General features: G+C 66.9%; 12 protein-coding genes. 10 read left to right on the top strand and 2 right to left on the bottom strand.

What is annotated here, in order from left to right:
- Together ltnD and otnK are read left to right on the top strand one after the other, a co-directional pair.
- On the top strand, positions 1-791 hold a 791-nt coding region (ltnD, locus tag B3446_RS19120; RefSeq protein ID WP_291384142.1), incomplete at its 5' end, for an L-threonate dehydrogenase.
- Entirely contained in the window at positions 788-2,041 is a 1,254-nt protein-coding gene (gene otnK, locus B3446_RS19125) for a 3-oxo-tetronate kinase (RefSeq protein ID WP_291384143.1), read from the top strand. The genes ltnD and otnK, both read left to right, overlap by 4 nt.
- 33 nt (positions 2,042-2,074) lie before the next feature.
- Here the strand turns inward: otnK and B3446_RS19130 are convergent, their stop codons facing one another.
- Positions 2,075-2,782 (bottom strand): FadR/GntR family transcriptional regulator, encoded by a 708-nt coding sequence (locus B3446_RS19130; protein ID WP_291384144.1) that lies wholly within the window; start codon positions 2,780-2,782, stop codon positions 2,075-2,077.
- A 92-nt stretch (positions 2,783-2,874) separates the two neighbouring features.
- Positions 2,875-3,783 carry a LysR substrate-binding domain-containing protein gene (locus B3446_RS19135; protein ID WP_191578295.1) on the bottom strand — a complete coding sequence of 303 codons (909 nt, stop codon included), beginning with the start codon at positions 3,781-3,783 and terminating at the stop codon, positions 2,875-2,877.
- A gap of 172 nt (positions 3,784-3,955) precedes the next feature.
- Here B3446_RS19135 and B3446_RS19140 point away from each other — a divergent pair, with 172 nt between their 5' ends.
- The 8 genes from B3446_RS19140 to B3446_RS19175 all read left to right on the top strand — a co-directional run.
- Complete coding sequence (locus tag B3446_RS19140; protein WP_291384145.1) at positions 3,956-5,284, top strand: MFS transporter; 1,329 nt, start codon at positions 3,956-3,958, stop codon at positions 5,282-5,284.
- A gap of 1 nt (position 5,285) precedes the next feature.
- Positions 5,286-6,380, top strand: coding sequence for a M14 family metallopeptidase (locus tag B3446_RS19145; protein ID WP_291384146.1), 1,095 nt, complete (start codon positions 5,286-5,288; stop codon positions 6,378-6,380).
- Between the two features lie 277 nt (positions 6,381-6,657).
- Positions 6,658-7,467: an ABC transporter permease gene (locus tag B3446_RS19150; RefSeq protein ID WP_175122125.1), complete on the top strand. Its 810-nt coding sequence runs from the start codon at positions 6,658-6,660 to the stop codon at positions 7,465-7,467.
- A gap of 3 nt (positions 7,468-7,470) precedes the next feature.
- Positions 7,471-8,517, top strand: a complete 1,047-nt coding sequence (locus tag B3446_RS19155) for an ABC transporter ATP-binding protein (protein ID WP_191578292.1) — start codon at positions 7,471-7,473, stop codon at positions 8,515-8,517.
- Positions 8,518-8,525: 8 nt separating this feature from the next.
- Complete coding sequence (locus tag B3446_RS19160; protein ID WP_175139508.1) at positions 8,526-9,407, top strand: ABC transporter permease; 882 nt, start codon at positions 8,526-8,528, stop codon at positions 9,405-9,407.
- A gap of 27 nt (positions 9,408-9,434) precedes the next feature.
- The gene (locus B3446_RS19165; RefSeq protein ID WP_191578291.1) at positions 9,435-10,682 is read left to right on the top strand and encodes a metal-dependent hydrolase family protein; all 1,248 of its coding nucleotides are present in this window, start codon (positions 9,435-9,437) and stop codon (positions 10,680-10,682) included.
- A 5-nt stretch (positions 10,683-10,687) separates the two neighbouring features.
- On the top strand, positions 10,688-12,346 hold the full coding sequence (locus B3446_RS19170) for an amidohydrolase family protein (RefSeq protein ID WP_191578290.1): 1,659 nt from the start codon (positions 10,688-10,690) through the stop codon (positions 12,344-12,346).
- A partial coding sequence (locus tag B3446_RS19175; protein WP_291384149.1) for a GTP-binding protein occupies positions 12,346-12,921 on the top strand: 576 nt, incomplete at its 3' end. The genes B3446_RS19170 and B3446_RS19175, both read left to right, overlap by 1 nt.

Genomic DNA, 12,921 nt, shown 5'->3' on the forward strand with positions numbered 1-12,921 from the left:
GCGCCGACGCCGCGGCGGCCTTCGCGGCGCAGGGCGGCGTGGCCTGCGCCCGCCTGGCGGACATGGCGCAGGCCTGCGAGATCGTGGTCAGCGTGGTCGTCAACGCGCAGCAGACCGAGTCGGTGCTGTTTGGCGACGGCGGCCTTGCCGCCGCGCTGCGGCCCGGATCGGTATTCGTCATGTGCTCCACCGTGGATCCCAACTGGTCCGTGGCGTTGGAAGGGCGCCTGGCCGAGCAGGGCATCCTGTATCTGGACGCGCCCATCTCGGGCGGCGCGGCCAAGGCGGCCGCCGGCCAGATGACCATGATGACCGCCGGCAGCGCGGCCGCCTACGAGGCTTGCGGGTCAGTGCTGGAATCGATGGCGGGCAAGGTCTATCGCCTGGGCGACCGCGCGGGCGCGGGCAGCAAGGTCAAGATCATCAACCAGTTGCTGGCCGGCGTGCACATCGCGGCCGCTGCCGAGGCCATGGCCCTGGGCCTGCGAGAAGGCGTGGACGCCGATGCCTTGTATGAGGTCATCACGCACAGCGCAGGCAACAGCTGGATGTTCGAGAACCGCATGCCGCACGTGCTGGCGGGCGACTACACGCCGTTGTCCGCCGTGGACATCTTCGTGAAGGACCTGGGGCTGGTGCTGGATACCGCAAGACATACGCGGTTCCCGCTGCCGCTCGCGTCCACCGCGCACCAGATGTTCATGCAGGCGTCGTCGGCCGGCCATGGCCGGGAAGACGACAGCGCCGTGATCAAGATTTTCCCGGGCATTTCCCTGCCGGAGGCCAAATGACGATCAAGCTGGGCTGCATCGCCGACGATTTCACGGGCGCCACTGACTTGGCGAACAATCTGGTCCGCGCCGGCATGCGCACGGTGCAGACCATCGGAACGCCGGGCGAGCCGCTGCGGGACGACGCGGACGCCGTGGTGGTCGCCTTGAAGACCCGCACGCTGCCGCCCGACGAAGCCATCGCGCAATCGCTCGCAGCGCTGCAGTGGCTGCGCGCGCAAGGGGCGGAACAGATCTACTTCAAATACTGCTCCACCTTCGACAGCACGCCGCAGGGCAATATCGGGCCGGTCACGGATGCGCTGATGACGAGCCTGGGCACGTCCTTCACCATTGCGACACCGGCCTTTCCCGACAACAAGCGCACGGTGTTCAAGGGCTATCTGTTCGCGGGCGATGTGCTGCTTAACGAATCCGGCATGCAGCATCACCCGCTGACGCCGATGACAGACCCCAACCTCGTGCGGGTGCTGGCGGCGCAAACGTCGCGCCGGGTGGGCCTGATCGATTACAGCGTGGTCGCTCGCGGTCCGGCTGCCATTCGCGACCGCATCCAGGAATTGATGTCGCAGGGCATCGAGATCGCCATCGTCGACGCCGTATCCAACGACGACCTGCTGGCACTGGGGCCGGCGCTGCACGGCATGCCGCTGGTGACGGCCGGTTCCGGCGTGGCCATCGGACTTCCCGGCAACTGGGGGCTGGCTGCCGCAAGTTCCACCGGCGTGGTGCGCGCGCAAGGCTTGCAGGCCGTCGTGGCGGGCAGTTGCTCTGCCGCGACGAACGCGCAGGTGGCGGCCTTCATTGAAAGCGGCCGGCCCGCGCTGGCGCTGGATCCCATGAAGCTGGCCGCTGGCGAGGACGTGGCGGGGCAGGCGCTGGCCTGGGCCGAGCCGCGCATGCAGGACGGCCCGGTGCTCATCTATTCAACGGCGCAACCTGACGCCGTAAGGCAAACCCAGGGCGCGCTGGGCGCCAGCCAGGCGGGCGCCATGATCGAAGCGGCAATCGCGCGCATCGCAGCCGGATTGGTGGAGCGTGGCGTACGGCAACTGATCGTGGCGGGCGGCGAGACATCGGGCGCCGTGGTGCAGGCGCTGGGCCTGGAGCAGATCACGATCGGCGACCAGATTGATCCGGGCGTGCCGTGGTGCGCCGGTTACGCGCCCGTGGCGCAGGCCGACATCAGCATCGCGCTGAAATCCGGCAACTTCGGCAGCCGGGATTTTTTCACGAAGGCGTTTCGCTAGCGGCCTGTGTGGGCCGCAGAAATTCAGGCAGGCTCAGCGGTGCGCCTGGCTCAACCGCTTGGCGGCATTGACCATGTGAATGCGGGCGGCTTCCCGGGCGCCGTCCACATCCTTGCGCCGGATGGCCTCGACGATGGCGATGTGTTCCTGCAATACGTCGCGCATCAGATTTGCATGGCGCGCCTCGTTGCCGCGGGTGACGCGCGTGGCGGCTTCCAGGAACTGGCTGACGAACGCAAGGGTGGTCAGAAAGTACGGGTTGCCCGTGGCGCGCGCGATGCTGCGGTGAAAGGCCACATCTTCCTTCACGCCGTCTCCGCCGTTGTCCACGGCCTGCGAGATCGCGGCCAACGCCGCGTCGATCTCCACCATGTCCTGCTTCTTGCGGCTGGGGGCGGCTTGCCCCGCCACTTCGGTTTCCAGGGCCCGGCGCAGATCCACGATGTGCAGCACGGCCTCCAGCGACGAGAGCTCGGCTGCGTCGATCCGCAGCGCCCGGTTGCCAGTGTGCCCGGTGACGAAGACGCCGCTGCCTTGCCGGGCTTCGACCACGCCGTCCTGGCGCAGCCGCGACACGGCTTCGCGGATCACCGTGCGGCTGACGCCAAACTGTTCGGCCAGCGCGGATTCCGTGGGCAGCTTTTCACCGGGCAGCACGCGTCCTTCGTCGATCTCGGCGAGCAGACGCTTGGCGACCGTGTCGGTCAAGGTGGGAACAGCGGGAAGTCGGGGAAACGCCATGGACGGGGAGTTGGGGGAGAAACAAAAAGGCCCGTCTCGACGTCATCGGCGGGGCCATCGGCAATAGTAACCCGGTCTATCGGCGGGTTCGCCTAGGTGCCGTCGGCATACGAGGACGCCGCCTGCGCATCCCGCAGGCAATCCATGAAGCATTGCGCCGCTGGCGTGGGGGGCGAGTCGGCACGCGTCAGAACCGACACGCGCGCTGCGGGCAGTGGATGATCCAGACGAACCATGCGTAACCCGCGCGGCAGCAATTGGTGGTCGAAAAGATTGCGCACGAAGATGCCCAGGGCGTCGCTCTCGGCGATGATCGCCAGCGCCACCGCGATGGACTGGCAGGGAATCACGTCGCGCGGGGGCGGCAACCCATGCGCATCGAACGCCAGCCGCAGCAGGTTCGCGGGCGCCTGGATGTTGCCCGGCAGCAGCCATAGCGCATCATGCAGCTCGGCCAGCGTACGCGCACCGCGCAGCGGATGGCCCGCGCGCGCGCCCACCGCCAGCGGGAGCGTGAACAGCGTGGTCCGCGCAAACCCGTCGTCGATGTCGCCGTCGTATTCGGTCTGCACCAGGAAGTCGTAGCGGCCGGATTCCAGCTGCTCGTGGCTGTAGGGCGGCGCGACCTCGTTGAAGGCCACCGAAACGCGCGGCATGCGTGCGCGAAACGCAGCCAGCGCGGCGGGCAGTACCGTCAGCGCCGCGGAACTGATGGCCAGGTTCAGCGTGCCGCCCTCGCCGTCGCGCATCTGGCCGATCTCCTCTTGCGCGCGGCGCGCTTCCTGCAAGATCAGCACGGCGCGCTTGTACAGTGCTTCCCCGTACGTGGTCAGTTCCACCCCCTTGACGCTGCGGCGCACCAGCTCCGCGCCCACACTCTGCTCCAGCTCGCGCAGGCTGCGGGTGGCGGCGGGCTGGGTGACAAAGAGCGCCCGCGCCGCGGCACGGATGCTGCGATGCTCGGCAATCAGCACAAAGGCGCGGAGTTGGCGCAGGTTCATGGGCAATTCGTTCCGGATTGGGCGGGCAGGGCTATAAGCAAAAGTGCTCATCGCGACAAAAATACTGTCTTTTGCTTATCGTGCGCCATCCGTATATTCACGGCGGTGGGGCGCGCAAAGCGATCCGGACGCACGGACCGGCGGCCCCGCACCGGACATCAAGGGGAAAACAATGTCTATTGCCATCGCCGCAGCCGGCGGCCCGGGGTTGTACACGCCGTCGATGCGCCGCCGCGTCATTGCCGGCACCACCATCGGCAACGCGCTCGAGTTCTTCGACTTCACCGTCTTCACCTTCCTGATGCTGGTGATCGGGCCGCTCTTCTTTCCCGCGGCATCCGGCTACGGGCAGCTGCTGCTGACCACCGCCACCTTCGGCGTGGGCTTTCTGATGCGGCCCGTGGGCGGCATGCTGATCGGCTCGTACGCGGACCGGCACGGCCGCCGCGCGGCAATGACTCTGACGCTGTGGCTGATGGGCCTGGGCTGTGCGCTCATCGCCGTGGCGCCGACCCACGCGCAGATGGGCGTGCTGGGACCTGTGCTGATGGTGCTGGCGCGGCTGATCCAGGGCTTCGCGGCGGGCGGCGAGGTCGGTGCCTCGACCACGCTGCTGGTGGAACACGCGCCGCCCGGCAAACGCGGCTTCTATTCGAGCTGGCAGTTCGGCAGCCAGTCGCTCGGCGTGATGTTGGGCGCGCTGACCGTGGCGATCCTGACGGCGGCGCTGACCCGCGAAGAAATGCAGGCCTGGGGCTGGCGGGTGCCGTTCGTGATCGGCATTCTGACGGTGCCGGTGGGCGCCTACATCCGCCGCAATCTGGAAGAGACGCTGGAACCCGCGCCTGCCGCCGGCGCCAGAACGGCCGCCGCCGGCCACCAGCCGCTGCGCCGCGTCTTTGCCGACTACAAGCTCACAATCGTCAAAGGCATCCTGCTCGTGATCGGCGGCATGGTGTGCGCGCAGATCATCGGCTTCTACATGCCGGCTTACGCCACCAAGGAACTCGGCCTGCCGGCCACGTCCACGCTGTTTGCCAGTGTCGTGCTGGGCGCGATCGGTTTCGCGCTGGCGCCGTTCGTCGGCATGCTGGCGGACCGCGTGGGGCGCAAACGGGTGATCTTCTGGTCGCGCGCTGTGACGGTCTGCGTGCTGCTGCCGTGCTTCCAATGGCTGGTGTCGGCGCCCAGCACCGGGCGGCTGATGACGGTCATCGCCCTGCTGGCCGTGCTGCTGGCGCTGCAGACTGCGCCCGTCATCACGATGCTGCCCGAACTGTTCCCGAAGGCCGTGCGCACCACGGGCATGTCCGTGGTGTACGGTCTGGGCATCTCGGTCTTTGGCGGCTTCGCGCAATTCTTCGTGACGTGGCTGCTGCACGTGACCGGCAATCCGATGGCGCCCGCGTGGTACTTGATGGTCACCGTGACGCTTTCCACCGTGGTGCTGTTCTGGATTCGGGACCGCACCGGCCATGACATCGACAGCCAGGAGCCCTGACATGCAATCCGTTGACCGCTACTTTTCCAGCAGCTACGCCCAGGCGCGCGAACGCTTCCTGGCGGCCGCCGCGCCGCTGGCCGCGCAGGTTGCGTCGTACGGCATCGAGGCCGTGGGCAGCCAGGGCGAGCCGCTGGCCACCGACGTGGCGCTGATCGGCGATGCCGGCGCGCAGCGGCTCCTGATCGTGACGTCCGCCACGCACGGCGTGGAAGGTTTCTGCGGCTCGGGCTGCCAGCTTGCGTTGCTGGATGACGCGCCCATGCTGGAACGCGCGCGGCAGGCAGGCGTGGCGATGCTGCTGGTGCATGCCGTGAATCCGTACGGCTTTTCGTGGATTGCGCGCACGGACGAAGGCAACGTCGACCTGAACCGCAATGCCCAGCCCTTCGACGGCCGCGCGCTTCCGGTCAATGCCGGCTATGGCGAGATCCACGACCTGCTTTTGCCGCAGGAATGGCCGCCGACTGAGCAGAACCGCCAGGCCATCGCCCGCCATATCGACACGCATGGCCTGGCCGCCACGACGCAGGCCGTGTCGCGTGGTCAGTACACGCATCCGGATGGCCTGTTTTACGGCGGCGCGCGCCATTCGCCGTCGCTGCTGACGCTGCGCGACATCCTGCGCACCTACGCCAGCCGCCACGCGCACATCGGCTGGATCGACGTGCACACCGGCCTTGGGCCGCGCGGCCACGGCGAGAAGATCTACGCCGGCCGGCGCGACGACGCGGAAGTGGCGCGCGCCCGGCAGTGGTGGGGCAGCGATATCGCTGTGCCGTATCAAGGCAGCTCGGCCTCGGTGGACATCACGGGCCATCTCGCGGGTCTCATCTACGACGCCTGCCCCGCGTCGGAGCCGACATTGATGGCGCTGGAGTTCGGCACCAAGCCTTGGGACGAGGTGGTGCACGCGCTGCGGGGACGCAATTGGCTGCGCGCGCATCCCGACGCCGGCGGTGCCTTGAAACAGGACATCCTGCAGGCCACACGCGACGCGTTTTACTGCGGCCAGGAAGATTGGCAAGGCATGGTGCTGGGCCAGAGCCGCGTGGCGGTCCTGCAAGCGGTGTGCGGCCTGCAGGCTGCCGGGTAGCAGCGCACCGCGTGATGGGTTGCACCTGCTGCAGCGTTGCGCCGCAGTGGGTTGCACCGTCATCGGAGCTACCGCAGGGATAACCCGCGAGTTTTGGCGCGTCGTGGGTTATCCCTAGTTGAGCCGGGCAGCAACCGGCCGATATGCTTTGGTTAACCGTAGAGACCGCAGAGTCTTCGGAGGAGTTTCAAACCAAGCCGGCAGTTGCTGAAAGGAACCGGATTTGCATAGTGCGCCTCCTTTGGACTCAGCCGTCGCAGCCTCGCGGGAAAAGCCATTGCGCGTGATCCCGTGGGCCACGTGGCTGCACCGCGTTTTCGTGGTTCTCATGTATGCGTTCATGCTCAGCCCCATCGTGCTGGTGGTCTGGCTGAGCTTCTTCAAGGACGCCATCCTCTATTTCCCGCCATCGGGCTACACGCTCTCGTGGTACGTCAAGGCTTGGGAAAACCCTGCGTTCGCCAACGGCTTCATCTTCAGCCTGCAAGTGTCGCTGGTGGCCGCGTTCATCGGCGTGACGATGGGCGTGCTGGCCGCAGTAGCCATTGCGCGCTACCGCTTCAGTGGCAGCAAGGGCGTCAACACGCTGCTGCTGTCGCCGCTGCTGATCCCCGGCATCGTCGCGGGCGTGGCGGTCTATCTCTTCTACCTGCGCGCTGAAAACGTGCTGGACCAGGACTTGGTCGGCACGTTCGGTGGCCTGGTCATTGCGCACGTGTGCCTCACCATTCCGTGGACGGTGCGGCTTGTCACGGCGGGCATGGCCGGGCTGGACGGCTCCATCGAGGAAGCCGCGCGCAACCTGGGCGCAAGCGCGCCCAAGGCCTTCATGCGCGTGACGCTGCCGATGCTGCGGCCGTCCATCGTCGCCGCGGCGCTGTTCAGTTTTGTCGTGTCATTCGAGAACCTGGAGCTGTCCCTGTCGCTGGTCGGCCCGGGGCGCACCACGCTGCCGATCGCGATCATGCAGTACCTCGAATTCAACCTGGACCCGACCATCGCGTCGGTGGCCTCGGTGCAAATCCTGCTGTTGGGCATCATCATGCTTGTGACCGACCGCTATGTGAAACTCAGTCAGGTGGTGTAAGAAATGGCGAAGGTCTCAATCGAAAACATCCGCAAGCAGTTCGGCGCGGCGGTCGCGGTGTCGGATTTTTCCCTGGAGATTGCCGAAGGCGAACTGGTCACCTTCCTGGGTCCCAGCGGCTGCGGCAAGACGACCACGCTGCGCATGATTGCCGGCTTCATCACGCCGACGTCGGGACGCATCCGCATCGGCGAAACGGACGTCACGCGGTTGCCGGTGCACAAGCGCGACACCGGCATGGTGTTCCAGCGCTACGCGTTGTTTCCGCACATGACGGTGGCGGAAAACGTGGCGTTCGGCCTGGAAATGCACAAGGTGCCCAAGGCCGATCGCGATGCAAAGATCCGGCGCGTGCTGGACATGGTGCGCATGACGGAACTGCGCGACCGCTATCCGCGCCAGTTGTCCGGCGGCCAGCAGCAGCGCGTGGCCATTGCGCGGGCGCTGGCGATCGAACCCAAGGTGTTCTTGCTGGACGAACCGTTGTCGAATCTGGACGCCAAGCTGCGGCTGGAAGTGCGCGAGGAGATCCGCGCGTTGCAGCGGCGCCTGGGGCTGACCACCGTGTTCGTGACGCACGATCAGGAAGAAGCGCTGGCGATTGCCGACCGCATGGCCATCATGCATGACGGCATCGTGCAGCAGGTGGGCGCGCCCGACACGCTGTACGAGCGCCCCGCCAATCTGTTCGTGGCGGACTTCCTGGGCAAGATGAACGTCTTCACCGGCCGCGGCCAGGCCAACGACCAGTTCGAAACCAAGGCTGGCCAGCGCATCGCCGCGCCGGGCGGCGGCAATGCCACGCATGTGGGCGTGCGGCCGGAACGTGTACGCCTGCAAGCGCAGCCGTCGGGCGGCAATGCGCTGCCCGGCGTCATCGAATCGTCGTTGTACCTGGGGTCGGTGCTGGAGGTGCGGGTGCAGCTCGATGGCGGCGACCGCATGATCAGCCAGATCGTCAATGCCGGCACGCGCGCCGCGCCGCCCGCCGCCGGCGAGCGCGTGTATGCGTGCTTCGAACCCGACGACTGCGTCGCCTTCACGCAATAGGAGGCGCGATGACGACCGCAACGCAGGACGGACGCCCCAGCCGCTGGCTGGGCCCGGGGCTGGCCTTCCCGGCCTCGCTGGTGGTGCTTGTGATCATCATGATCCCCATCCTTCAGCTGGCGCGCTACAGCTTCAATCATTTCGACCCGGTCGAGATGATGCAGACCGCCTTCACGTTCGAGAACTACGCCAAGTTCTTTGGCGACCCGTACTACCGCGACATCTTCTTCACCACGCTGGGCATCGCGGCGCTGTGCACGGTGCTGGCGCTGGTGCTGGGCTTTCCGGTGGCGTACTTCCTGGCGCGCACGCAAAGCCGCTACAAGAGCCTGTTCGTGATCCTGCTGGTGTTTCCGCTGATGGTGGGCAACGTGGTGCGCGCGGCCGGCTGGATGGTGGCGCTGGGCAATGCGGGCGTGGTCAACGCCGTGTTGCAGGGGCTGGGCATCATCGACAAGCCGCTGACGCTGATGTACACGCCGACGGCGGTGGTGATCGGCACCACGGCGGTGGTCATGCCGTACCTGATCCTGACGCTGCAAAGCGTGCTGGAAGGCATGGACCTGTCGGTGGAAGAGGCCGCGCGCAACGTGGGCGCCAGCTTCTTCACCACCTTCCGCCGCATCGTGCTGCCGATCGCCGCGCCGGGCGTGGCCGCGGGCACGATGCTGGTGTTCATCCTGTGCATGAATGCATACGCCACGCCGGTGCTGCTGGGCGGTTCCGGCCTGACCATGATGGCGCCCGCGCTGTACGACCAGATCACCAAGGCCTCGAACTGGCCGTTCGGCGCGGCGCTGGCGGTCATCCTGGTTTGCGGCACGCTTGTCATTGCCCTCTTTTCGAACTGGCTGATTCACCGGCGCTATATCAAGACGATGGCGTCCTGACCTGGATACCCCGATAAGGAAATTCTCATGTCTGCTGTGCTGTTCAAGAATGCGAACCTGCTCGATCCCCTGCAGTCCGACCTGCTGGAGGGGCACCACGTGCTGGTCGAGGATGGCGTCATCAAGGAAGTGTCGGACAAGCCGATCAGCGCTTCCTCGGCGCGCGTGATCGACGCCGCGGGCCGCACGCTGATGCCGGGTCTGATCGACCTGCACGTGCACGTGCTGGCCACGCAGTTGAACCTGAGCACGCAGGGCGTCCTGCCCGATGCGCTGGTGATGATGCGCGCGGTGCCCATCATGGCCGCCATGCTGCGCCGGGGCTTCACCACCGTGCGCGACGCGGGCGGGGCGGGCTGGGGCCTGAAGTGCGCGGTCAACGAAGGCACGGTCAAAGGACCGCGCCTGTTCATTTCGGGCCGCGCCATCAGCCAGACGGGCGGCCATGGCGATCCGCGTCCGCGCTCCGATCACCTGCGTCCCATGAGCTTTTGCGGCTGCTGCTTCCGTGCGGGCGATATCGGCCGTGTGGCGGACGGCATCGACGACGTGCGCAAAGCCGTGCGCCAGGAACTGCAGATGGGTGCGGACCAGATCAAGATGATGGCTTCGGGCGGCGTGGCCTCGCCCACCGATCCCATCGCATCCTTCGGTTATTCGGAAGAAGAGATTCGCGTGATTGTCGACGAGGCGGCCAGCCGCCAGACCTACGTGATGGCGCACTCCTACACCGCGGACGCCATCGAGCGCGCCATCCGCAACGGCGTGCGCACCATCGAGCACGGCAACCTGGTCGACGACCGCGTGGCGCGCTTCATGGCCGAGAAGGGCGCGTTCGTGGTGCCGACGCTGGTGACCTACGAGGCCCTGGCAAACGAAGGCGCCGATTACGGCCTGCCGGCGGACTCTGTCGCCAAGATCGCAACGGTGCGCACCGCCGGGCTGCATTCGCTTGAAATCTACAAGAAGGCGGGCGTGAAGATCGGCTACGGGTCCGACCTGCTTGGCCCGTCCCAGCGCCTGCAAAGCGACGAGTTCCGCATTCGCCGCGAGGTGCTGTCCGCGCAGGAGGTCATCCAGTGCGCCACCACGACCGCAGCCGAGGTGCTGAACCAGGTCGGCCAACTGGGCCGCATCCAGGAAGGCGCGCTGGCGGACGTGCTGCTGGTGGACGGCAATCCGTACCGCGACCTCTCGTGCCTGCTGGGTCAGGGCGAGCACATCGGCCTGATCATGAAGGGCGGCGTCATCGAACACAACGAGCTGGGAGTCTAGGGGCCATGAGCGATCCCACGTTTTCGCAATCGGAAGTCGGCGAAGAATCGCGCGACGTCAACGCGGCCAAGGGCTGGCATCCGCCTTCGGCGCCCGCGCCGCGCGACCGCGGCCTGGGACCGTTTCCGCGGCTGATCCTGCGCGGGGCCACGATCATCGACGGCACCGGCGCGCCGCCCTGGGGGCCGGTGGACATAGTGATCGAGAACGATCGCATCACGGCGCTGGTCAACGTGGGTACGCCGCACAAGGCCATCGACCCGAAGCGCCGGCCCGGCCCGGGCGACCACGAGATCGATTGCCACGGCAAGTTCGTCACGCCGGGCTTTGTGGACGCGCATGCGCACATCGGCACGCCGTATCACGCCATGAGCGGGATCGTGCCGCCCGCCGATTACATCTACAAGCTGTGGCTGGCGCATGGCGTGACCACCGTGCGCGAGATGGGCGCGATGGGGGGCCTGGGCTGGACGATGGAACAGCGCGAGCTGTCCGCGTCCAACCAGATCGCCGCGCCGCGCATGATCGTGCATTCCGTGTTCCCGGCAGTGAACGATCGCGTCAAGACCATCCACACGCCCGAACAGGGCCGCGAGTGGGTGCGCAAGCTGGCCGCGCGCGGCGCGGACGGCATCAAGTTCTTCGGCGCGCCGCCCGCCATCATGGAAGCGGCACTGGACGAGGCGGCCAAGGTGGGCCTGCGCTCGGGCTGCCATCACGCGCAGATGGCGGTGACGCGTGTGAACGCGATGAAGTCCGCGCGCTGGGGGCTGACCAGTTCCGAACACTATTACGGCCTGCCCGAGGCGCTGTTCGAAGACCGTGTCGTGCAGTCGTTTCCGACGGACTACAACTACAGCGACGAGTATTACCGCTTTGCGGTGGCCGGACAGACCTTCATGCAGGCCGCGCAGCCGGGGTCGGCCAAGTGGCGGCAGGTCATGGACGAGTTCCTGGAACTGGGCCACACGTTCGTGCCCACCTTCAACATCTACGACGCCAACCGCGACCTGATGCGCGCGCGCCGCGCGGACTGGCACGACGAGTACACGTGGAAGGCCGTGTGGCGCTATTTTCAGCCGCAGCGCGGCGGCCACGGCGCTTACTGGTATCGCTGGAGCACCACCAACGAGATCGAGTGGAAGCAGAACTACCGGCTGTGGATGCAGTTCATCAACGAATATAAGAACCTGGGCGGGCGCGTCTGCGCGGGCAGCGATTCGGGCTTCATCTACCAGATCTACGGATTCGGCTTCGTCCGCGAACTTGAGCTGCTGCAGGAAGCGGGCTTTCATCCCATCGAGGTCTTGCGCGCGGCCACGTCGCACAGCGCGGCGCTGCTGGGCATCGATGACGACACCGGCTCCATCGACGTGCAGAAGCGCGCCGACCTGCTCATCCACGACCAGAATCCGCTGACCGACTTCAAGCTGCTGTTCGGCACCGGCGCCATGCGGCTGAACGACGACACCGCCAAGGTCGAATGGCAGCGCTGCCTGCAAACCACCATCAAGTCGGGCGTGGTGTACGACACGGCCGAGCTGCTGGCCGACGTGCGCGCGATGGTGCGAGACAGCTGGGCCGACGATCCGGATGGCGAGCGTCCGCCGACCGGCGGCGCGCCGTCGGGATCGCCGTGCGACATGGGCGAGGACGCACCCTGATGGCCATCGACCTGTTCCTGTTGTGCGGGTTTCTGGGCAGCGGCAAAACTACGCTGCTGGTGGACTACCTGCGCGATCCGGAATCGCGTGACACCGGCGTGATCGTCAACGAGGCCGGCGAGGTCGGCGTGGACGGGGCCATCGTGGCCAATGAGAGCGACAACGTGCCGATGACCTTGATGGCCAATGGCTGCGTGTGCTGCTCGCTGCGCAGCGATCTGGTCTACACGCTGAGCGCGCTGCTGGACGCGCCACGGCCCGAAGGCGCAGGCCCGTTGCAACGCGTGATCCTGGAATGCAGCGGGCTGTCGCGGCCGGGCCCGATCATCGCGTCGCTGGCGGATCCCGAGCTGGCTAGCCGCGGCCTGCGGCTGACGGTGGTCTGCACCGACGATTGCGCGCGCGACCCCGATGCGCTGGCCGAGATGGACGAGGCCATGGCGCAGTTTGGCGCGGCGCATCGCATCGTGCTGACCAAGACCGATCTGCTGCCCGCCGTGCCCGGTGCGCTGGGCGTGCGCGCGGCGCGCGCCGAGGCCCTGAATCCGCTGGCCGCCATCGTCGCGGAACCGGAT

Origin of the sequence: Achromobacter sp. UBA5777, assembly GCF_002418565.1 — a bacterium.
GTDB lineage: Bacteria > Pseudomonadota > Gammaproteobacteria > Burkholderiales > Burkholderiaceae_B > Achromobacter > Achromobacter animicus.

Bases quoted from the DNA above. Each gene is read 5' to 3' on its own strand.
- otnK (WP_291384143.1), top strand. From the start codon at position 788: ATGACGATCAAGCTGGGCTGCATCGCCGACGATTTCACGGGCGCCACT.
- B3446_RS19130 (WP_291384144.1), bottom strand. From the start codon at position 2,782: ATGGCGTTTCCCCGACTTCCCGCTGTTCCCACCTTGACCGACACGGTC.
- B3446_RS19135 (WP_191578295.1), bottom strand. From the start codon at position 3,783: ATGAACCTGCGCCAACTCCGCGCCTTTGTGCTGATTGCCGAGCATCGC.
- B3446_RS19140 (WP_291384145.1), top strand. From the start codon at position 3,956: ATGTCTATTGCCATCGCCGCAGCCGGCGGCCCGGGGTTGTACACGCCG.
- B3446_RS19145 (WP_291384146.1), top strand. From the start codon at position 5,286: ATGCAATCCGTTGACCGCTACTTTTCCAGCAGCTACGCCCAGGCGCGC.
- B3446_RS19155 (WP_191578292.1), top strand. From the start codon at position 7,471: ATGGCGAAGGTCTCAATCGAAAACATCCGCAAGCAGTTCGGCGCGGCG.
- B3446_RS19160 (WP_175139508.1), top strand. From the start codon at position 8,526: ATGACGACCGCAACGCAGGACGGACGCCCCAGCCGCTGGCTGGGCCCG.
- B3446_RS19165 (WP_191578291.1), top strand. From the start codon at position 9,435: ATGTCTGCTGTGCTGTTCAAGAATGCGAACCTGCTCGATCCCCTGCAG.
- B3446_RS19170 (WP_191578290.1), top strand. From the start codon at position 10,688: ATGAGCGATCCCACGTTTTCGCAATCGGAAGTCGGCGAAGAATCGCGC.